The organism is Janibacter sp. FSL W8-0316, assembly GCF_038004165.1.
Lineage (GTDB): Bacteria > Actinomycetota > Actinomycetes > Actinomycetales > Dermatophilaceae > Janibacter > Janibacter indicus.
In genome coordinates this window covers 2512854-2534109 of sequence record NZ_JBBOQX010000001.1, presented here as the reverse complement: position 1 = coordinate 2534109, position 21256 = coordinate 2512854, and the positions used below count along the sequence as shown (strand labels likewise).

General features: G+C 69.2%; 18 protein-coding genes, 1 pseudogene and 1 riboswitch. Of the genes and pseudogenes, 10 read left to right on the top strand and 9 right to left on the bottom strand.

Going from position 1 to position 21256, the window contains the following annotated elements; translation table 11 throughout:
• Positions 1 to 16 precede the first annotated feature (16 nt).
• Entirely contained in the window at positions 17 to 652 is a 636-nt protein-coding gene (locus NYE39_RS12435) for a recombinase family protein (protein WP_341012870.1), read from the bottom strand.
• A 317-nt stretch (positions 653 to 969) separates the two neighbouring features.
• Positions 970 to 1066: riboswitch (TPP riboswitch) on the top strand.
• On the opposite strand from NYE39_RS12435, the gene thiM reads away from it, so the two are divergent.
• The 4 genes from thiM to NYE39_RS12415 all read left to right on the top strand — a co-directional run bounded on the left by thiM (position 1058) and on the right by NYE39_RS12415 (position 4069).
• Positions 1058 to 1885: a hydroxyethylthiazole kinase gene (gene thiM, locus NYE39_RS12430; protein WP_072626064.1), complete on the top strand. Its 828-nt coding sequence runs from the start codon at positions 1058 to 1060 to the stop codon at positions 1883 to 1885. Its footprint overlaps the riboswitch before it by 9 nt.
• Positions 1882 to 2529 carry a thiamine phosphate synthase gene (thiE, locus tag NYE39_RS12425; RefSeq protein ID WP_006590956.1) on the top strand — a complete coding sequence of 216 codons (648 nt, stop codon included), beginning with the start codon at positions 1882 to 1884 and terminating at the stop codon, positions 2527 to 2529. Before thiM ends, thiE begins: the two co-directional genes overlap by 4 nt.
• Positions 2526 to 3371, top strand: coding sequence for a bifunctional hydroxymethylpyrimidine kinase/phosphomethylpyrimidine kinase (thiD, locus tag NYE39_RS12420; protein ID WP_006590957.1), 846 nt, complete (start codon positions 2526 to 2528; stop codon positions 3369 to 3371). Before thiE ends, thiD begins: the two co-directional genes overlap by 4 nt.
• Positions 3368 to 4069, top strand: a complete 702-nt coding sequence (locus tag NYE39_RS12415) for a TenA family protein (RefSeq protein ID WP_017824196.1) — start codon at positions 3368 to 3370, stop codon at positions 4067 to 4069. Before thiD ends, NYE39_RS12415 begins: the two co-directional genes overlap by 4 nt.
• Before the next feature lie 213 nt (positions 4070 to 4282).
• Here NYE39_RS12415 and NYE39_RS12410 read toward each other — a convergent pair whose 3' ends face one another.
• The 6 genes from NYE39_RS12410 to NYE39_RS12385 all read right to left on the bottom strand — a co-directional run bounded on the left by NYE39_RS12410 (position 4283) and on the right by NYE39_RS12385 (position 11342).
• Positions 4283 to 5521: an HAD-IIA family hydrolase gene (locus NYE39_RS12410; RefSeq protein ID WP_341012869.1), complete on the bottom strand. Its 1239-nt coding sequence runs from the start codon at positions 5519 to 5521 to the stop codon at positions 4283 to 4285.
• A 290-nt stretch (positions 5522 to 5811) separates the two neighbouring features.
• Entirely contained in the window at positions 5812 to 6444 is a 633-nt protein-coding gene (locus NYE39_RS12405) for a recombinase family protein (RefSeq protein ID WP_017824194.1), read from the bottom strand.
• A gap of 81 nt (positions 6445 to 6525) precedes the next feature.
• Positions 6526 to 7797, bottom strand: coding sequence for a TniQ family protein (locus NYE39_RS12400; RefSeq protein ID WP_341012868.1), 1272 nt, complete (start codon positions 7795 to 7797; stop codon positions 6526 to 6528).
• Entirely contained in the window at positions 7794 to 8726 is a 933-nt protein-coding gene (locus NYE39_RS12395) for a TniB family NTP-binding protein (protein ID WP_445667073.1), read from the bottom strand. Before NYE39_RS12395 ends, NYE39_RS12400 begins: the two co-directional genes overlap by 4 nt.
• Complete coding sequence (locus tag NYE39_RS12390) at positions 8723 to 10432, bottom strand: Mu transposase C-terminal domain-containing protein (RefSeq protein ID WP_072623515.1); 1710 nt, start codon at positions 10430 to 10432, stop codon at positions 8723 to 8725. Before NYE39_RS12390 ends, NYE39_RS12395 begins: the two co-directional genes overlap by 4 nt.
• A 322-nt stretch (positions 10433 to 10754) precedes the next feature.
• The gene (locus NYE39_RS12385) at positions 10755 to 11342 is read right to left on the bottom strand and encodes a recombinase family protein (protein ID WP_341012866.1); all 588 of its coding nucleotides are present in this window, start codon (positions 11340 to 11342) and stop codon (positions 10755 to 10757) included.
• Positions 11343 to 11661: 319 nt separating this feature from the next.
• On the opposite strand from NYE39_RS12385, the gene merA reads away from it, so the two are divergent.
• From merA to NYE39_RS12360, 5 genes and pseudogenes are all read left to right on the top strand, one after another.
• The gene (merA, locus tag NYE39_RS12380; protein WP_192911334.1) at positions 11662 to 13107 is read left to right on the top strand and encodes a mercury(II) reductase; all 1446 of its coding nucleotides are present in this window, start codon (positions 11662 to 11664) and stop codon (positions 13105 to 13107) included.
• Positions 13108 to 13152: 45 nt separating this feature from the next.
• Entirely contained in the window at positions 13153 to 13809 is a 657-nt protein-coding gene (gene merB / locus NYE39_RS12375) for an organomercurial lyase MerB (protein ID WP_072623514.1), read from the top strand.
• A gap of 92 nt (positions 13810 to 13901) precedes the next feature.
• A complete protein-coding gene (locus NYE39_RS12370) occupies positions 13902 to 15251 on the top strand; it encodes a dihydrolipoyl dehydrogenase family protein (RefSeq protein WP_072623513.1) in 1350 nt (449 codons plus the stop codon).
• Positions 15252 to 15377: 126 nt separating this feature from the next.
• Positions 15378 to 17225 (top strand): annotated as a pseudogene (locus NYE39_RS12365) (glycoside hydrolase family 15 protein).
• A 75-nt stretch (positions 17226 to 17300) separates the two neighbouring features.
• The gene (locus tag NYE39_RS12360; RefSeq protein WP_341012865.1) at positions 17301 to 17450 is read left to right on the top strand and encodes a hypothetical protein; all 150 of its coding nucleotides are present in this window, start codon (positions 17301 to 17303) and stop codon (positions 17448 to 17450) included.
• On the opposite strand, the gene NYE39_RS12355 is transcribed toward NYE39_RS12360, so the two are convergent.
• A protein-coding gene (locus tag NYE39_RS12355; protein ID WP_341012864.1) for an IS3 family transposase occupies positions 17442 to 18739 on the bottom strand; the annotation gives its coding sequence in 2 pieces (ribosomal slippage) (positions 17442 to 18445 and positions 18445 to 18739; 1299 coding nt in all). The genes NYE39_RS12360 and NYE39_RS12355 overlap by 9 nt on opposite strands.
• Positions 18740 to 18823: 84 nt before the next feature.
• Entirely contained in the window at positions 18824 to 19354 is a 531-nt protein-coding gene (locus tag NYE39_RS12350; RefSeq protein WP_072623507.1) for a glyoxalase superfamily protein, read from the bottom strand.
• A 594-nt stretch (positions 19355 to 19948) separates the two neighbouring features.
• Here NYE39_RS12350 and NYE39_RS12345 point away from each other — a divergent pair.
• A complete protein-coding gene (locus tag NYE39_RS12345) occupies positions 19949 to 21205 on the top strand; it encodes an NAD(P)/FAD-dependent oxidoreductase (RefSeq protein ID WP_341012863.1) in 1257 nt (418 codons plus the stop codon).
• The last annotated feature ends 51 nt before the right edge of the window (positions 21206 to 21256 follow it).

Sequence of the window (21256 nt, the reverse complement as noted above, 5' to 3'; positions counted from 1 at the left end):
AATCTACGCGCTGGGATCAATTGAGCGAGACGCCTCTCGCGTCTTCGCCTGGCGGACGAGTCCCAGCGCCGTGCGCAGCGCGGACACCCGCCTTGGCGCGCTTGAGCGTGCGGTACACGGTTGCCCGAGAGACGTTGTAGTCCTCGGCGAGCTGGCCCACGGTCGCGGTGCCGGCTTCGTAGTCCTGGAGCAGCTTCTTCGTGCGCCGCTCGTTGAGCTTCGGCGGCTTCCCGTTGAGCCGGCCCTGCTCGCGCGCGATCGCCAGGCCCTCGAGCGTGCGCTGCCGGTTCAGGTCGGCCTCAAACTCAGCGACCATCGCCAGCGCGTTGAACAGGAACTTCCCGACCGGGTCCTCCGCGTCGTGCAGCGACGATCCCAGCTGGAGGGCAGCTCCCTTCTCGTAGACCTGACCGACGAGGTCGCGCGCGTCGGGCACCGACCGTGCGAGGCGGTCGAGCTTGGTCACCACGAGCACGTCCCCCAGACGAAGGGCGGCGATCGCCTGGGTCAGTCCGGGCCGGTTCTTCATCGACCTCCCGGTGCGCTTGTCGGTGTAGATCCGATCGGCGTCGACGCCCAGGTCGGCCAGACCCTTCAACTGAGCAGCGAGGTCCTGCCGCTCAGTTGAGACGCGGGCGTAGCCAATGAGCATCGCCCCTCCTATCGTCGCGTTTGACGGGTGTTACTGCGATCCTAACGCGGGCGGGTCGAATGCGACACCCTCGCGTTGATCCGTGCGGTGAATGTCAGTTTTCGAAGTCCACTGCACGAGTGTCCGAAGTCGACTGCACATTTTAAGGTTGCGCAGCCGTTGTCTGGTGAGGCGCCATGGTGAGGGCTGCGGCGGCCAAGGAACGCCGTAGCGCAGCCGGGCACTGGTGACAGCACGCCCGGACGGTCCGAGGCGCGACCCTTTTGCGATCGCTGAAGCGAGGGCACGGTGCTGGGAACGGTGCGGATGTTAAGCTGGTGAATGACGCGGGGTGCCGTGCTGGTACGGCTGAGATCACACCCGTTGAACCTGATCTAGTTCGTACTAGCGAAGGGAACGTCGCCGATGTCGGCACCTTCTTCCGTCCCTACTGTCCCACTCGATGCTGCCGCTGTGGGCGAGGCCTTGGCTGCGATGCGCGGGCATGCCCCGCTGGTGCAGTGCCTAACCAACGTCGTCGTCGCTCAGTGGACAGCGAACGTCCTGCTCGCGGTCGGCGCCAGTCCATCGATGGTGGACAACCCGGAGGAAGCCGGGCCGTTCGCCGCCGTCGCCGACGGGGTCCTGGTCAACCTCGGCACGCCCCAAGAGGCGACGGTGGCTGCGATGCACGGCGCGGTCAGTGCCGCCGCGGCGGCCGGCACCCCGTGGGTGCTCGACCCGGTCGGGGTGGGTGGGCTCGCCTGGCGCAGCCGGGTTGTCGTCGACCTGCTCGCCCACGCCTCCCCGGCACTCGTCCGTGGCAACCCCTCAGAGATTCTCGCTTTCGCCGGTGGGGGCAGCGGTGGGCGGGGTCCGGAGAGCGTCGACGCCGCCGAGGATGCCCTCGACGCCGGCCGGGCGCTGGCCCGGGAGCACGGCACCATCGTCGCGGTCTCCGGGGAGGTCGACCACCTCACCGACGGCACCCGGCTGGTGCGGGTGGCCAACGGCCATCGATGGTTGACCCAGGTCACTGGCGGTGGGTGCGCGCTGGGCGCGCTCATGGCTGCCTTCGCCGCCACCACCGACGACCCGCTCCTGGCCGCCACGGCCGCGACCGCGACGTACACCGTGGCCGCCGAGGTCGCGGCCGAGCGTGCCGCCGGGCCGGGGAGCTTCGCCGTTGCGCTGCTGGACTCTCTCGCCACCCTCAACCCGCAGGAGCTGACCGAGAAGGTGGTGCTCCGGTGACCCGCCGACCGGTGAACCTCAGCCTCTACCTGGTCACCGACACCGGTTTGTGCGGCCCACGGGGGGTGCCCGCGACCGTGCAGGCTGCGGTCGCGGGCGGAGTCACCGTGGTGCAGTTGCGTGACCCGGGCGCCACCGACGCCCACTTCGTCGCCCTCGGCGTGGCGGTCCGCGAGGTGCTGGCGGGGACCGGGGTGCCGCTGATTATCGATGACCGGGTCCACCTCGTTCAGGACATCGGCGCCGACGGCGTCCACGTCGGTCAGCGCGACATGCCGCCTGCTCAGGCCCGGCAGTTGCTCGGGCCGGACGCCATGGTCGGGCTGTCGGTCAGCACGATCGAGCAGGTTCGCACAGCACGCGGGCTCGGTGACGGCGTCTTGGACTACCTCGGCGTTGGACCGGTGTGGCCGACGGCGACCAAGCCTGACCACGGCACTCCGATCGGCCCGGGCGGGGTGGCTGCGGTGGCCGCCGCGAGCCCGTGGCCGGTCGTCGCCATCGGCGGCATCACCACGAAACGCACCGGCATGCTGCGCCACAGCGGCGCCGCCGGCGTGGCGGTCGTCTCGACGGTGTGCGCCGCGGAGGAACCAGCCGTGGCGGCCGCGAGCCTGCGGGCCGCGTGGGACGGGCAACCGTGAACCCCCGCCCACCGATCGCGCTGACGATCGCCGGCTCCGATCCCTCCGGCGGGGCCGGTATTCAAGGCGACCTCAAGACCTTCTCCGCACTGGGTGCCTACGGCACCGCGGTGCTCACCTCACTGACCGCCCAGTCCACCCAGGGAGTCACCGGTGTCCACGTCGTCCCCGCGGACTTCGTCCGCGCCCAGCTGGACACCCTCGTAGACGACGTGGCGGTTGACGCCGCCAAGATCGGGATGCTCGCCTCCGCGGCCACCATCGAGACCGTCCTCGCCTTCCTCGACAAGCGCTCCGACGCGGTGCCGGTTGTGGTCCTCGACCCCGTCATGGTGTCCACCGCCGGTTCCCGGCTGCTGGCCGAGGACGCCGTCGAGCCGATGCGCCAACTCCTGCCGTACGTCTCCCTCATCACGCCGAACGTCCCCGAGGCCGCCGTGCTGCTCGACGCCGACCCCGCCGAAGACCTCGACACCATGCGCGCCCAGGCCATCGCGCTCCGGGAGCTGGGCGCCGCGCGGGTGCTGGTCAAGGGGGGCCACCTCGGCGGCGACGCACACGCCACCGACCTGTGGCTCGACGACGCGGGCGAGCAGCTGCTGACCGGCCCGCGGGTAGCCACGGTCAACACCCACGGCACCGGGTGCGCCCTGTCCTCCGCGATCGCCGCACTCGCCCCGCGCACCGGGTCCCTGCTAGAGGCCACCCGCCAGGCCAAGACTTGGCTCACCGGCACCCTGCGGGCCGCCGACGCGCTCCACATCGGCCACGGACCCGGCCCCGTGCACCACTGCCACGACATCTGGAAAGACGAGAACGACTGGAAGGACAGCGACCGATGACCAGCCCACACACCTCCATGCCCGAGACGATTCGCGACCACGACGACACTGGCGTGTTCAGCACCGTGGCGTGGCATCGCACGGCCAGGGTCCGCGAGGCGATCGACGCGCTGCCCTTGTTGCACCAGCTGAGCGACGCGACCCTGGCGGAAGAGACGTTCCGGCACTACCTCGCCCAGGACGCGCTCTACCTGGCCGACTACGGCCGGGTCCTGGCCGCGGCCGCCGCTCAGGCCCAGGCGTCGGAGGAAATGGCATTCTGGGCGCAGGCCGCGCGGGAGGTGGTCGAGGTCGAGCGGCAGCTGCACGCCACCCACGTCACCGACCTCACCGCCGCCGAGCCCTCACCGACCACGGTTGCCTACACCTCCTACCTGCTGAGCCTCGCGACAGCGGGAAACTACCCGGTCCTCGCGGCCGGCATCCTGCCGTGCTTCTGGGTCTACGACGACGTCGGCACCCGTTTGAAGGCCGCCGTCGGTGACCTGAGCACGCACCCGTACGGGGACTGGATCGCCACCTACGGCGATCCAGACTTCACCGCCGCCACCGACACCGCCCGGGACATCGTGGACCACCTCGCCGACCAGGCCAGCCCCGGCACACTGGCGCGCATGCACACCGCGTTCCACCGCGCCACCCAGTACGAGTGGATGTTCTGGGACGCCGCCCACCGGCAGGAGACCTGGCCCATCTGAGGTCATTGGTCGGTGCGCCCTTGGGCGCGCGCTCATCATGATCTTTCGAGAGCTGGTCGCCGCCCTGGAGACTCCTACCGTCCGGTGGTGTTGCTCGGACGGTGGGAGACCGGACCCGGGGTTGATCAAGGTAAACGGCGCGCTCAGGCCGGTGCTCCGCACGAGAAGCGCCAGCGCTTTTGACACCATGCGCCCCGAAGGGGATGCGTCCTATCAGTCGATGAGTCCTGTGTCGCCTGAGAGGGCGTCGGTGAGCCACCGCGGGTGCATGGGGAGCAACGGTGCCGGAAGCTCATCCGGGGAGAAGAAACCCGCCTGTGAGGTCTCCACACCATCAGGGTGCATCTGACCGCCGCGCGGGAGGCAGGCGAAGGTGGTGGTGACGAACTGGGTCACTCTCCCGTCGGGATAGGCGAAAACCTGCGAGGCGGGGTCCGAGTACACCCCCACCAGCCGCTGCACTTGCACCTGCAAGCCGGTCTCTTCGGCGACCTCCCGCACCGCCGCCTGGGCGGCAGTCTCGCCCACCTCGACGTGTCCCGAAGGCAGTCCCCACAGCCCGTTGTCCAGCCTGCGCCCCAGTAGCACGCGCCCGGCCTCGTCGAAGACCACCGCGGCCACACCCGCCCGCACCTCGTCCGGCCACGGGTACGGCGACGGGCGCATCGGGCCGATGTCAAGGGCCGGATCAAACAGCCCGGCCAGGCCCGTGACCGTGGCCTCCGCAACGGTGGGATCACACTGCCGACGGCCGCTGCTCGGCGTCGCGGGAGCGACGAGGATCGCCGGCAGGCCCGCGCAGTGCGCCCCGACGACGTCCGTAGCCGGGGTGTCCCCCACGACCACCACTCTCGTCGTAGCAGGGAGCCCGCGCTGGGCCAGGCGGAACATCTCCGGTCCCGGCTTGCCCACCACGACCGGTCGGCGCCCACTGGCGGTCTGGATCGCTGCGACGACCGCGCCGGTGGCCGGCCACGGGCCGCTCGCTGTGGGGAACGTGGCGTCCACGTTCGTGGCCACGAACGGCACGCCGGTACGCAGGAGGGCGGTGGCCTGGGCGAGGTCCCGGTAGGTCACCGTCTCGTCGCAACCGACCACCACCGCCTCGGCCCCAGACCCCTCCACGGATTCCACGCCTTGGGCCGCGAGTTCGCCGCGGAGGCCATCACTGCCCACCACATAGGCGCGGGTAATGCCCTGCTGGCGCAGCCAGCACGCCGTAGCCCACCCGGAAGATACGATCTCCTCGACGGCGGCCCTCACGCCCAGGCGGCCCAGACGGTGGACGACGTCTTTGCGGGACGGGCGGGGATCGTTGGTCACGAACCGGACCACCCGGCCCCGACTCCGCAGGCTGGCCAAGGCTTCGGTCACGCCGGAAAGCAAGGTGTCTCCGACGTAAACCACGCCGTCAAGATCAAGCAGAAAAACATCGAACTGGTCAACGAGCACAACAACCTCCGAGGTCAAGGGACAGTCAGCGCGCATGCTGGCGCTGAGCCATCCCCCTCGGGCATTTTGTGCCAATAGGTGCCCTCCCGCCTGTTCGGCGGAAGCTGCAGCGCTCGGTCACAGACCCCCAGCCGGCTGGGGCGGAACCCTAGCTGCCTTCTCCCGGCTCGCCCACAATCCTAACCGACCCGACACGAAGTAGCTGAGCGGTGGAAGTCCCCCCGCGGGCGTGCGAGAGTCGCGGGAACGTACCCCGCTCATTGACGTTCGTAGGTTCCGGACAACAGAGGTTACCTGGCTACCTTGCTGCGGTCCTTGGCCAGGAGCTTGCGTCCGTCCTCGCGGAGTTCGCCGGTGGGTGAGACGTGGCGGTAGAGGGTCTGGCGGGTGATGCCGAGTTCCTTGCAGAGGTCACCGACGTTGGTACCGGGCTTTCCCATGGAGGCCATGGCGAGGCGGAGCTTGGCGGGGGTCATCTTGTAGGGGCGTCCGCCTTTGCGGCCGCGGGCCCGGGCGGCGGCTAGGCCGGCGATCGTGCGTTCGGAGATGAGTTCGCGTTCAAACTCGGCCAGGGCGGCGAAGATGCCGAAGACGAGCTTGCCGGATGCGGTGGTGGTGTCGAGGGCCGCGCCTTGCCCGGTGAGGACCTTCAGGCCGATGCCGCGTTGGGTGAGGTCGTGGACGATGTTGACCAGGTGACGCAGGTCGCGGCCGAGCCGGTCCAACTTCCACACCACCAGGGTGTCCCCGTGACGTAGGGACTTCAGGCACGCCGCAAGCTCGGGACGGTCCTCCTTCTTGCCCGAGGCCCTGTCCTCGTACAGAGCCTCCGGGTCGACGCCCTCAGCTAGGAGCGCATCCCGCTGCAGGTTCGTGGTCTGCGATCCGTCGGCCTTCGAGACGCGCATGTAGCCGACCAGCACGAGGTGCCTCCCATCTATCACTTATACGACCGATTACGTGACACCGATATCCCCGTCTGCTCGCCCGGGGGCACTTGTCACTTAATCCGTCACCCAGTCTAAGTCACGCGAAGGGTCCGCGGGAGCCAATACGGGACAGTCGACGTTGGGTCGAGCTGAGTCTCGCGCGCACCTCGCCTCAGAAGGCGTCAGTGGGAGGTTGTCGTGGGGGATGCCGAGGGCAATCAGGTCAGCGCGGGCCCGCACGAAGGCGGCCTCGCTATCGGTCCAGGCGGTGAGGACGGTCAGGAGCTTCCGGGCGGCTGCCGGGTCGTCGCGGGCGAGGGCGATCGCCTCGTGCAGCGCATCCTTGGCCTTCTGCCAGTGGTCATCCGGTCCGGGGGCCGCTCGTGTGTCAGCGGGAACAGACGGTTCGGGGGTCAGGAGCGGAGCGAGGGTGCCGTGTGCGGCGATCTCGCCGGTTTCGATCAGGTGCACGGCGGTGGCTGCGGCCTTGAGGAACTTCTGCTGGTGCGGCCAGGCCAGGTCTTCGTAGGGCCGCCAGGCACCGACGATCCCCGCGCGGACGGGGTGGCCGGTCGAGTGCCAGATGTGTTCGAGGGTGCGCCGGGAGTGGGCATCCAGCTTCGAGACGGGGGTGGACAGCTCGTCGATAAGCGCGCGCAGCAGCCGAAACCAGACGCCGACATGCACTGGGCGGCGAGGCAGGGTGACGGCGCCGGTGGAGAGGCCCTGGTGGGTACGCACGTCCATGGCGCGAACGGCCGCTGAGGCGGGCGTGGTGTGGGTGTTCGCCTCTTCCCACCCGAGGAAGGAGCCGGCGGCGCCGAGGGTCGGCGCCAGGTGGCAGCCGTGCTCGGGGCAGCTGAGCGTCAGCGGAAGCTGGGAGGCGAGAGTGAAGAACGGCGCGGTCGTCACACACAGCGGGCAGGCTCGGCGCATCGGACCTGCTGTGGGTAGCCAGGCCCGCCAGCCGGGCACTGGCCGTCGGTCTGGTAGTCCGGTCGCCCACAGCAGCGAGTCCTGATGGACGTAGGTCTCGAACCCCACCCCGGGCTCTGGCTCCGGGCCGAGGGTGTCCAGCAGCCAAGGCACCTGCCCGGCGATCGTCATCCGGCGGATGTCGCCGAGTGGGACGCCGGTGCGGTCGGCCAAGATGAGCAGCGCCCCGGCGGGTGGGTCCAGGTCCAGGTCAGCGCGGGTCAGGCTGGTCGTGTCGGTGCCGGGTGGGGCCACGTCGTGGCGGAGCAGCTCTTCGACCGTCATGCCGTATGGCTTGGCCAGCCGGGTCACCCAGGAGGAGAGGACCTCTCCCTCGCGTGGTGGCGGGTGCAGCGGCCAGCGGCGCGTCATGTCAGTTCGCGCTCGAACGTCCGGCGTCGTTCGGTGGGACCGACGTAGGGCGCGATGCGCAGGGTGCGCTGGTTGATCGCCTCCTCGCCGGACTCGATGGCGGCCACCGCGGCATCGGTGAGCAGGTGGGTGAGTTCGCCGATGGTGCCCTCGCTGCGGGTGAGCAGGTAGCGGGCCATGTCCTCGGTCGTGATCGGTGAGGGCCGGTGCAGCGGGAAGGACGCGGCGAAGCTGGCCAGCAACGAGCAGGCCTCCTCGCCCGCCTCCCACCGGGGCAGGGTGAGTGGTTCGAAGCGGTTCTCCAGCTGGTCATCGGAGCGGATCGCCAGGTAGGCCTTCTGGGTGCCGGCCCCGACCAGCGGGATGCGCAGCTCGTTGCCCAGGAAGCGCAGCAGGTTGAGGAACTCCCGCCGGGTGTGGGCCTGTCCGGCCAGGACGTTGTGCAACTCGTCGATGACCAGGACCCGCACCCCGACCGCCCGCAGGAGGCCCAAGGCGGCTTGTTCCATTTCGGCCACCCGTTGCCGGGGGCGTAGCGGTGCACCGAGGGCAGCCAGCAGGGCGACGTAGAACCGGCTGACCGAGGGTTCGGTGGGCATCTGCACGGCCAGCACCGGCACCTGCTCCCGTTCGGGGTGGGAGGTGGGCGGGTGAAGGCGGCGGAATTTCTCGATGATCATCGACTTGCCGTTGTTCGTCGGGCCGATCAGCAACAGGTTCGGCATCCGCTGCTTGCCCGGCCAGGTGTAGAGGGTCTCCAGCCACTCCAGCGCCTCCGTGGCGCGGGAGTAGCCGATCCACCGGTCGGCGCGCACGTGCCGCACACGCTCCTGTGCCGGCAGCCGCGCGATCGACCGTGCGCTGGCGTGTAGATGCTCCAGTCCGCCATTCGCGACGTCTTCGCTGGCCCAGCCCTGGGCTTCGCTCACCATTGCTCAATCACCTCGAACGGCGCCGCAGAGCCCACGGGGGAAGCACTGCCCGGCTCCAGCGCGGTGGCCGGGAGATCTTCGGGCGGGACTGACGCAGCAGGTGCGGCCCGTGAGCGCGTCGCGGCACCGGCCTTGTCGCGGCGTTCGGCGTCGCGGCGGGCCTTGCGCGTGCTCGACCGCGCGGTGACGGTGATGGCGCGCATCTGCTCGACCATCCGAAACAGCGCCTGCTCGTCGACCTGCGCCCGGCCCTCGTGGCGGAGTCGCTCAAGTGCAGCGCGGTGCTCCCACACGCTCATCGCTGGACGCGACAGCGTCCGGTAGGGCACCGACAGATAGGTCTCGCCCTCGGGGTCAAGGACCCAGATGCGGCTGATGTCGCGCGGGTCACGGCGAATCACGAACCGGTCCAGCCGGTCGCGGCGGGCGATCCACGGCTTGAGCGCGTCGCTGAAGTAGTGCACGTGGTCGATGACGAACCCGGTGCGCGTCAGCCTCCGGCGGAACACCGGCAGAAAGTCGACCAGGAACGCGCTCTCGTTGGCCACCGTCACCGCGGGCGTCTCGGCATTGCCGGCCACCCAGCGGGCCTGTGGGGTCTGCCCCGTCGTGCCATGCACTCGCCCGTGATAGCTCGCCACCGCCAGCGCCAGCCACTTCTCCAGCTCCGCGACCGTCAGGGCAGCCTTGGCGTCGGAGTCGTAGCTGCCGCGCTGGGCCGGGTTGGAGAACGTCGTGCCGGGCAGCTCGTGGACCATCTCCATCAGCGTGCCGATGACCCGCTCGATAACCCCGCCATAGTGCGGGCGCCCCACTGGCCGGTAGTCCAGCGTGATCCCGTGCTCCTGGCAGCCCCGACGCAGAGCCTCGCTCTTGAACTCCGCGGCGTTGTCCAGAAACAGCTCGCCCGGCTTGCCGGCCATCGGCCAGTCCACCTCGATCCCCAGCCGCTCGACCCAGGCCCGCTTGTCGGTGACCATGTTCGCCAAGCACAGCCCAACCGACAGCGCCGAGGGGGCCTCCAGCGTGACCACCAGACCCACGATGGATCGAGAGAAGACGTCGATCGCGACCGTCACGTACGGCCGCCCGATCGGCAGGCGGTGCCGCTCGTCGACCACGATGAGGTCCACCACGGTGTGATCGATCTGGACCTGCTCCAGCACGCGGGTGACGGGCGGCACCCGTCCACCGGCCGACTCCAGCGACCGGGCCGCATCTGCTCCCTCGCGCGCCTTCATCGCGGCGAGCGGATCCAGGGCGGCGATGCGGCGCACGATCACGCCACGTGACGGGGCCGGCAGTCCCCGCGTACGGCAGACCCGGATGACCTCTCGGTGGATCGCGGTGATCTTCTTCCGCTGCCGGGTCAGGTAGTGCTTGCGCAGTACCTCCCGGATGACCACCTCGACCGCGCTCGGCAGTCGCTGCCCTCCCCGCCCACCGCTGGAACGACCCGGGATCAGGTCCGAGACCACGCCCTGCCCCTCGCGCCACCGACGCAGCAGGACATACACCTGCCGCCGCGAGATACCCAGCCGCTCGGCCGCCACCTCTGCGGCGACCGCTCCACCGGCCGTCCCGGCCACCGCCAATGGGCCGATCACCTCGGCTCGGCGAACCGCCAGCGCCCACACCTCATCGGAGACGGTCAGCAGACCGCGCTCGGCAACCCTGCCCTCGTCGACTGCATCGTCGTGCACACGACTATGGAACCACCGCGCACCGCTCGTGCACAGGGGTACGGACACGCCGCAAACTCACACCCGCGTGCAGACAGCCCAGAAAACGCAGGTCGCCGGTGCAGTCGACTTCGGACAATGACAGCGGTCGACGGCGATTGTCGAGAAGCGCTCTAAATTGGAGCAACGCGATTTCTATCTAAGATACGAAGATTCTGGTTGGGCGCACTCCGCCGATGAGGCCGTGTGGCGTGATGTCGCGTCCAGCCAAGGTGGTCGGCGCTACTGGCTGTCAAAGGCCGATGGCTCGTTGATATTCAGCCCTGGCGGGTATCTGGCGCGGTCAGGAGTCCTGTGACTGGGCGGTGGCGTTGTGGCGGTAGAACGTGGCGCGGGACCACCCCACGAGTCGGGCAGCGTCTGTGGCGGTGCGTCCTTTGGCGCGGGCATCGTTGACGATCGCGAGCTTCTCGGCGATCACGGCTGGCTCGACGCGGGGTCGCCCGAACTGGGTGCCGGGGGCTTTGGCTGCGGCGATGCCGGCATTGACCCGTTCTGTGATCAGCTCCCGCTCGTATTCAGCCAGAGTGGCGAGCATGTTCAGCATCAGCCGTCCACTGGTGGTGGCTGGGTCGATGCCGTCTTGGATGGAGCGGATGCCGATGCCGGACTCGCGCAGCAGGGTCACCGTGTTCAGCACGTCGATCAGTGAGCGTCCCAGCCGGTCCACTCGCCAGACCACGACCGTGTCTCCAGCGGTGGCGTACTCCAGGAGTCGGCGCATCCCTGGCCGTTGCACTGCGTTCTTGCTGCCCGAGGTGACATCCGAGAAAACGTCCCGAGCCTCGACCCCGGCCTTGGTCAGCGCGTCCAACTGCAACTGCGCGTCCTGACTGGCCGTGCTGATTCTCGTGTACCCCAGAAGTCTCACCCACCCATCCTGCCTCAGAAACCCTTCCGGTGATGTCGTCTGAGACGTTTCTCGTCGAGACACTTTTCCGAGACACTCCTGCAGCCGCAGAACCGCGAGAGCTCGGTCCTCGGCAGCGACGTCAGATCGTGTCTCATCAACCTGTCCATTAGTAAGACACTCGATATGCGCTCCGATGGAGTGAGAAGGATTATTTGTGGGCTGTTATCGAAGTGAGCTCTTGACCTTCCTCCATTGGGGAAGGTGCACAGTGGGTCCAGTACACCAATGAGGAAGGTGTCTGCCGGACGTTCTTCCTCGACGATTCGTGGAGGTCCTTGTGTCCGGAACTGCAACACCCGAGTTCGATCTGGCCATCATCGGTTCCGGTGGTGGGGCGTTCGCCGCCGCGATCCGGGCGACCAGCCTGGGCCAGCGGGTGGTGATGGTCGAGCGGGGCACGATCGGGGGCACCTGTGTGAACACCGGGTGCGTGCCCTCGAAAGCACTACTGGCCGCCGCCGACGCCCGCCATGTGGCCCTGGACGCTCCCGGTCGGTTCCCCGGGATCAGCGCCTCGACCGGCCCGGTGGATATGCCCGGCTTGATCGCGGGCAAGGACGAGCTGGTGGAGGGGATGCGCTCGGAGAAGTACGCGGACCTGATTGAGGACTACGGGTGGGACCTGCGCCAAGGTGACGCCACTTTCACCGGTGACGCCCAGGACCCGGTGCTGGAGATCACGAACACAGACGGGGCCGTGGAAACCGTGCGGGCCCGGCACTACCTGGTGGCCACGGGTTCGACCCCGTGGGCCCCGCCAGTGGATGGTCTGGAGGAGGTCGACTACCTCACCTCCACGACGGCGATGGAGCTGCAGGAGGTCCCGGAGTCGTTGATCGTGCTCGGCGGCGGCTACGTGGCCTTGGAACAGGCCCAACTCTTCGCCCGGCTGGGCTCGAGGGTCACCGTGCTGGTCCGCTCCCGGTTGCTGTCCAAGGAGGAACCGGAGGTCTCGAAGACGCTCATGGGTGTCTTCGCCGATGAGGGCATCCAGGTGGTGCGCCGGGCCGCGGTCGAGTCCGTGGCCACCGACCCGGCCACCGGCGGCGTCATGGTGGCCGCCACCACGGGCGCCGGCCGCCAGGAGTACACCGCGGCACGGCTACTGGTGACCACCGGCCGCCGGGCGGTCACCGAAGGGCTGGGCCTGGAGACGGTCGGGGTCGCCACCGGGGACCTTGGGGAGATCACCGTGGAGGACACGCTCGCGACCTCCCACCCCCGGATCTGGGCGGCCGGGGACGTCACCGGGCACCCGGAGTTCGTCTATGTGGCCTCGGCCCACGGGGTCACCGCGGTGGAGAACGCCTTCAACGACGCCGGGCAGCGGATTGACTACACCCACCTGCCCCGGGTCACATTCACCTCCCCGGCCGTGGGCGCGGTGGGGATGACCGACAAGCAGGCCACAGCCGCCGGGATCCGGTGTGAGTGTCGGGTGCTGCCCCTGGAGTACGTGCCGAGGGCGCTGGTGAACCGTGACACCCGCGGGTTCGTGAAGATCGTTGCCGACGCCGACACCGGGCGGATCGTCGGGATCACCGCCGTGGCCAAGGAGGCCGGGGACCTGGCCGCGGCCGGGGTCTACGTCCTGTCCGCGGGCATGACAGTGGACCAGCTGGCGACCCTGTGGTGCCCGTACCTGACGATGGCCGAGGGCCTGAAGATCGCCGCCCAGTCCTTCCGCACCGATGTCTCCAAACTGTCCTGCTGCGCCGCCTGAGAGCCGGGCCCCCAGCAGCGACCCGGACCACGGAAAGGAATGACCATGACCGAGCACCACCCCCACGAGGTCACCGAGCGGCTGGCCTCCGCCGAAACCGGGATGCAGCCGTGGCTGTGGGTGCCGGCGCTGCGACTGCTGGCCCAGGGCGACCCGGTGGACGTCCAGGATCTGGCGGGCGCGGTGGGACGACCGGTCGAGGAGGTCCGCGCCGCCATGGAGACCGTGCCTGATGTCGAGTACGACGGTGAGGGGCGGATCATCGGCTGGGGCCTGACCCAGCGGGCGACCCCGCACCGCTTCGAGGTCGACGGGAAACAGCTCTACACCTGGTGCGCGATGGACACCCTGATCTTCCCCACCCTGTTGGGGGCCCCGGCCCGGGTCGAGTCGGCTGACCACGCCACCGGGGCGCCGGTGCGGCTGCGCGTCGGCGCCTCCGGGCCCACCGGCGTGGAGTCGGCCACCGCCGTGGTCTCCCTGGTCAACCCGGACGACCTCAGCTCCATCCGCTCGGCATTCTGCCACCAGGTCCACTTCTTCGCCTCCGCCGAGACCGCTGCCCCCTGGCTGCGGGACCACCCCGGGGCCACTGTGATCCCCGTGGCCCAGGCCTACCAGCTAGCTACCACCATGGCCGAGCAGATGCTCACCCAGGGCTCCACCGGGACCCCCGGCAACGGGTCAGGCGGCTGCTGCTGACACCTCACATTCTGCCCCGGCACGGGCTGGGACGACACGACGAGCTCGACGAGTAGAACCGAAGGATCCACCGAATCTGAAGGAGAAACATCATGAGCGAACATTTCGACGTGGCTGTGCTGGGCATGGGGCCCGGTGGTGAGGTCGCGGCCAGCCGCCTGATCAAGGCCGGGAAAAAGGTCGCCGTCTTCGAACGGGAGCTGATCGGTGGGGAGTGCGCCTACTGGGCGTGCATCCCCTCCAAGACGGTGCTGCGCCCGGCCGAGGCCCGCACCGAGGTCCACAAGGCTGCCGGGGTCTCCGGGGCCGAGGTGGACTGGGAAGCCACCAGCAAGTACCGGGACTACATGATCCGCGACCTCGACGACTCCGCCCAGGTCGAGGGTCTGAAGAAGCAGAGCGCCACCGTCATCAAGGACGAGGCCCGCCTCACCGGACCCGGGCGGATCCAAGCCGGGGAGCGGGAGATCACCGCCGAGCACATCATCATCGCCACCGGCTCCGAGGCCGTGATCCCCCCGATCGAGGGGATCGAAGAGATCACCGCCTGGACCAACCGGGAGACCTACACCACCCACGACCTGCCCGAACGCGTCGTCATCGTCGGCGGCAGCGCCGTCGGCGTGGAGACGGCCACGTTCTTGGCCCGCTTCGGCGTGCAGGTCACCCTGGTCCACCGCGGGGACCGCCTGCTGGGCCGGGAGGACCCCCGGGTGGGGGAACTCGCCCACGACTACCTGGCTGAAGCCGGGGTCGACATCCGTCTGAACGCCTCGGCGGCCAAGGCTCACCGTAACGGTGAGGACAGCGTCATCACCCTCGAGGACGGCAACGAGGTTGCCGGCGACGTGGTGATCTTCGGCACCGGCCGCAAACCCCGCACCGACGGCTTGGGCTTCGAGGATGCCGGGGCGCGACTGGGTGAGCACGGCGAGGTCCTCATCGACGAGCACGCACGGGCCGGGCAGAACCTGTGGGCAATCGGCGACGTCACCGGTGTCATGCCGTTCACCCATGTGGCGAAGTACCAGGGGCGGATTGCCGCTGATGCGATCCTGGGCCGGGCCCACGCCGCGACCTATGAGGGAATCCCGCGGGTGGTGTTCTCCGACCCGGAGATCGCCGCCGCCGGGCTGACCACCTCGCAGGCGGAGCAGCGCGGGATCCGCACCGCCGCCACCGAGCTGGACCTGGCCAATGCCATTGCTCGGCCCTGGACCTACGAGCAGGACCCGCGCGGGCACCTGGGGCTGCTGGCCGACAAGGAGCGGAAGGTGCTGATCGGGGCGTGGGCGATCGGGCCCATGGCCGGGGAGTGGATCCACCAGGCCTCCCTGGCGATCCGTGCCCAGCTGCCGCTGGAAACCTTGTTGGACCAGGTCGCCCAGTTCCCCACCTACCACGAGGCCTACCAGACCGCTCTGGAGAAGCTGGAAGTCTAACGCCACCGACCCCGAGTCCACCCTCCGTCCCGCCCCGTCCAGGTAAGGATCGCCGTGAACGTCCCGGAAGCACCTGAAGACCCGCCCATCCCGGAGCCGACCGGACAGGATGTGGATGCCGCCGGTATGCGAGGTGGCTTTCCGGACATCGGGGCCTTGGCCCCGCTCGGTGACGGGCTCTCGGCCGCCCTGGTCGGCCCGGACGCGGCCGTGGAGTTCTTCTGCCCGCTGCGCTTCGACGCCCCCGCACTGGTGTTCCCGGTGCTGGACCGCCGGCGCGGGGGCCGGTTGCGGTTCGGCGCGGTCGAACCTTCCGGTGCCACGCTGCCGGTGACCCGGCGGTGGTACCAGCCCGGCAGCGCGGTGATGGTCCTGGAGTGGGGCGGGGCCTCCACGGTCTTGGCGCGGATGAGAATGGCCATGACCTGGCCGCCCCCGCAGCACGGCCAGGAGATCCTGTGGGTGCTCGAGGGCGTCAACGGGTCGGTGGATGTCGAAGCGGTTCTGAAACCCCGGCCCGGGTTCGGGACCACACCCGTCGACCTGACCGTCAGTGACGGACGGGCCACCCTCGCCTCCGACGCTGAACCGGTGCAGTTCGCCGTCTCCGGCCTGGAACTGGACGACCGAGACGCGGACAGCGCCGGCGGTCAGGCAGTGCTCCATGCCGGGGACCGGTGGTCCGGGCGCCTGATGATCGGGGCCGGGGAGGGCCCCTGCACAGCGGAACCGGAAGAAGTGGCCGCCGCGCTGGAGGCCACCGACGAAGCGTGGCGGCAATGGTCCCAGCACCTGGCCTACGAGGGCCCGGCCCGGGACGCGGTGATCCGCAGCGCGATCACCCTCAAGCAACTGATCTACGCCCCCAGCGGGGCCGTGACGGCCGCGGCCACCACGTCCTTGCCCGAGCAGATCGGCGGGGAACGCAACTGGGACTACCGCTACACCTGGTTGCGCGATGCCAGTTTCACCCTCAACGCCCTCTACCAGCTCCAGTGCTACCCCGAGGCCAACGCCTACGCCCGCTGGTTGTGCACTGCCACCGCCGGGGCGGGTCTGCCGCTGCGCGTGCTCTAACGGGTGGACGGGACCACCGAGATCCCCGAGTCCTCCCTGGCGGAGGTGACCGGCTACCGCGGCAGCACCCCGGTGCGGGTAGGCAACGCCGCCGAGACCCAGTTGCAGCTGGACAGCTACGGTGAGCTGCTGGACTGCCTGAGCATCTGCGAGGTTTTCGGCGATGACGTGATGCGCACCGAATGGCCGCACTTCCGCCAGCTCGTGGATTTCGCCGCCGATCACTGGCACGAGCCCGACAGCGGGATCTGGGAGGTCCGCAACCACCCACGCCACTTCGTCCACTCCAAGGCCCTGGCCTGGACGGCCCTGAACCGCGGCTGCCAGCTGGTGGAAGCCTACGGACTGGACGGCGACCTTCCCCGCTGGCGCACAGCAGCAGACCAGTGCCGCCAGGAGATCTTCGACTCCGGAGTCACCGACGGGCACTTCACCCGCGCCTACGATGACCCCTCCATGGACGCGAGCCTGCTGATGCTGCCCATCATCGGCTTCATCGACGGCGACCACCCGATCATGACCAAGACCATCGAAGCCGTCCGCGCCCAGCTCACCCCCCACCCCACCGTCCACCCCGGGCTGCTCTACCGCTACCGCCTCGACGGGCCCAACAGTCTCGGCGACGGGCTGGCCGGCACCGAAGGGTCCCTCACCATCGCCAGTTTCTGGCTCATCGAAGCCCTCGCCCTGGCCGGAAACACCCGCGAAGCCAACGAACTCTTCGAAACCCTGGTTGCCCTGGCCGGGGACCTGGGCTCGTTCGCCGAGGAGATCGACCCCGCCACCGGCACCCAACTGGGCAACACCCCCCAGGCTTTCACCCACATCGGCCTCATCAACGCCGGCCTACGCCTGGCCCGAACATCCGACAAAGGACAGACACCCCGCTCCACCTGAACCGGCATCAAAGGGGCACCGCCGCTGATGCCGGTGAAGGACCTCGAAGAAGGAACACCGAAAAGGAGAAGAGCAATGAGCGATGTTGAAATCGGCCGCCCGGAAGGCCGCACCCAGTACAGCGACAAGCCCATGGAAATCTACGAACAGCAACGACGCCCCGGCGAGCCCCTTGGCGCAGGAGAGTTGAACCGCCCCGGTGTGTCCGGAGACCTTCTAGTTTGAGACTCCAGCGTTTGCTGGGGCCTGGTGGTGAGCGTAGTGAGCCTGCTCGGCCTGCACTGGGGTGAGGTCGTCGCAGTACTCGTGGGGTCGGCGGTGGTTGTACCAGTCGACCCACTCGGCGGTGGCGATCTCGAGGTCGTCGAAGCCCTTCCACGGCCGCTGTCGCTTGACCAGCTCGGTCTTGTAGAGCCCGATGATCGACTCTGCCAGCGCGTTGTCGTGCGACGAGCCGACGAGGCCGGTCGAGGGCTTGATTCCCGCGGTGTCGAGCCGTTCGGAGTAGGCCACGGACATGTACTGGGCGCCGTGGTCGTGGTGGGCGATCAGGCCCGTCAGGTCACCGCCACGATCTTCGCGGCCGCGGGTCCAGATGGCCTGCTCGACTGCGTCCAGGACGAGCTGGCTGGTCATCGTGGTCGACACCGACCAGCCCAGGATCCGCCGGGCGTAGGCGTCGATGACAAAGGCGGTGTAACACCAGCCCGACCACGTCGAGCAGTACGTGAAGTCGGCCACCCACAGCCGGTCCGGCGCCAACGGCTCGAAGTTGCGATCGACCAAGTCAAGCGGTTTCGGGGCCTTCGGGTCGCTGATCGTGGTGCGCTTGACCTTCCCGCGCACCGCGCCTGCCAGCCCAAGCTCGCCCATGAGCCGCTCGACGGTGCAGCGCGCGATCGGCGATGCGTCGGCTGCCCGCTGACGGTTGAGCGTCAGCCACACTTTCCGTGCGCCGTAGACGCCGTAATTGGCCGCGTGGACCTGCTCGATCATCGGCTTCAGCTCCTCGTCGCGCACCTGCTGGGCGCTCGGCTGGCGGCCTCGGTGCTCGTAGTAGGTCGCGGGGGCGATCTTGCAGCCGAGCTCGGTGAGCGCGGCGCAGATCGACTCGACACCCCATCGCAGACCCTGCCCGTCGGCGTCCTCGTGCTGCTGACCGACGTGCTCGTCGATGTAGCGCACGATCAGCGCTGTGGCCGGTCGAGTTCGGCCGCGAAAAAAGCCGACGCGCTCTTGAGGATCGCGTTCGCGCGTTTGAGCTCGGCGTTCTCCCGCTTCAGCCGCTTCAGCTCTGCCGACTCCTCGGACGTGACCCCCGGGCGCTGGCCGGCGTCCACCTCAGCCTGACGACACCACTTGCGCACCGTTTCCGGTGTGCCCACCCCCAGCAGCTCGGCGACCCGGCTCATCGCGGCCCACTCCGACTCGTGCTCGGCCCGGACCTCGGCGACCATCCGTACCGCCCGCTCACGCAGCTCGGCCGGATACCTCTTCGATGTACTCCCTGACATGACTCCATCCTTCCCAAGGAACGGAGCCTCCGGACACGCCGGGGCGGTTCAGGGGATCGTCACCGCACGCTTGATCTGAGGGTCCTACTCAAGCGGCTGGCAGAGCCGCAAAGTGTTGCCGAACGGGTCCGGGACCACGATGGTTGGGCCGCCGGGGAAGGATGGGTCAATGTCCGGGCGGAGCTTGGGGTGTGGGCGTGATCGAAGGTCGGCCAGCAGGGCGTCGATGTCGAGTACCGGTATCCAGGTCACGGATCCGGGCACTCCGTCACCGTGGTGCTCCGAGAGGTCTATGACTGTGTCGTCGCGTCGTGCCCTGACGTACAGGGGAAACCCCGGTTCGAACCGGTGCTCCCACTCCGGCGTGAAGCCGAGGTAGTTGAGGTAGAACTCCCGTGCGAGTTGCTCGTCTTGCACTCGGATCACGGGTATTGCTCCGCCGAGGCCAACTGTAGAAGGCGTAAGTGCGGCGTGCGCGGTGTTCCAGTCTCGGTACCCAAGTTGTTGGGCGACCACCTCGAGTGCCTGGCTGTGCGTGACCGACACGTCCAGCGTGGCGAGTGAGGTGCGCAGCGCCCGGGCGGAAGCCTTGGCCTGGTCGAGGGTCGTCGTCATGCCGAGTCGCTCTCTGGGTGTGCCGTACAGCCGGTGCTCGCGTTACCGACCAAGACACCCTTGGAGGGAGCGCACGGACGGAAAGGATGTCCCGATCACTTCACCTCACCGATGACCGGCGCGAGCGGCGGGCGTGATCGTCAGCCCCCAGCAATGTACCGGGAGCTGACCCGCCAGCGCCGGTCGCAGCTGAGCATCGAATGAGATACGCCAGCAGCACTGTGCGGAATCGCTCCATCGTCTTATGGGAGGAGCGCCACCATCGAACTGGCCCCGGCTGATACGGCGGCGGTGATGACAGCTCAACGCTCGCATGTCGTTCCGCTCCACGACCTTGGGCGTCCGAGGTTGATGCCGATCGCGTCCCAAACGGACTCGACCTCGCCCCCAGCAAACCTGGGACTTTCCGCGCCACCAGCTAAAGTCCCCATCCCCCAGAGGCCCGGCGCGCACAGCGTAGTGGCCCGGACGAGGGCCGGCGGCGGCGCTCCCTTCGCTCCGTCCTCAGGTGCCTCTTTGCCCATCCGACGTGATCTGCGGCACAGTGGCCTGATGCCCCGCGGAGACCCTGCGGGCCGAGCCCGAGAGGACGCGATGAGCACCCTGTATCCCGCGCCGAAGAAGGTCGCCGTCATCGGCGCCGGCATGGTCGGACTGTCCACCGCCTGGTTCCTGCAGGAGCACGGCGTCGAGGTCGAGGTCCTCGACCGGGACGGCGTCGCCGCCGGCTCCTCGTGGGGCAATGCCGGCTGGATCACCCCCGGCATCTCCACGCCGCTGCCGGACCCGGCCGTCCTCTCCTACGGGATCAAGGCGGTCATCTCCCCCGCGTCCCCGGTCTACGTGCCGGTGACGGCCGACCCGCGGCTGCTGCGCTTCCTCGCGACCTTCACCCGCAACAGCACGATGCGGCGGTGGAGCCGCTCGATGCGTGCCCTCGTGCCGATCAACGGTCACGCGATCAGTGCCTTCGAGGACCTCGCCGCTGGCGGCGTGGACTCCCCTGCGCGAGAGGCGCGCTCGTTCATCGCGGGCTACGAGACCAAGGAGCAGACCGAGTTCCTGCTCACCGAGCTCGAGCACATCGCCGACTCCGGTCAGGACGTCGGCTTCGAGGAGCTCACCGGCGACGAGGTCCGCGCCGCCGAGCCGACCTTCTCCGACCGGATCGGCGCCGGCATCCGACTGCTCGGCCAGCGTTACCTCAACCCCGGCGAGTACGTCGCGGCGCTCGCCGACTCGGTGCGGGCGCGTGGCGGCACGATCCGCGAGGGCGCCGAGGTCACCGGCATCACCGACGAGACGAAGGGGGTGCGCCTGGCCGTCCGCGGCGGCGGCGACGAGCGCTTCGACCGGGTCGTCGTCGCCACCGGCACCTGGCTCGACCACCTCGCCCGCCCCTTCGGCGTGCGCATGCACGTCCAGGCCGGCCGCGGCTACAGCTTCAGCGTCCCGATCGACCACACCCCGCAGGGCCCGGTCTACCTGCCCGCCCAGCGCGTCGCCTGCACGCCCCTGGGCGACCGGCTCCGGGTCGCCGGGATGATGGAGTTCCGCAAGCCCGACGCGGCGCTCGACCCGCGCCGGATCACCGCGATCGTCGACGCGGCCCGCCCCTACCTCACCGGCGTCGACCTCGACGACCGGCAGGACGAGTGGGTCGGCTCGCGCCCGTGCACCTCCGACGGGCTGCCGCTCATCGGCGTGACGAGCTCCCCGCGGGTGTGCGTCGCCGGCGGCCACGGCATGTGGGGCATCACGCTCGGCCCGGCCACCGGCCGCCTGCTCGCCGAGGCGATGGTCACCGGTCGTCCGGCGGCGGAGCTGACCCCCTTCGACCCCCTGCGCTGAGCGACGGGTCGGTGTACGAGGGTGAGCCCCGGCGCACCGCGATACATCAAC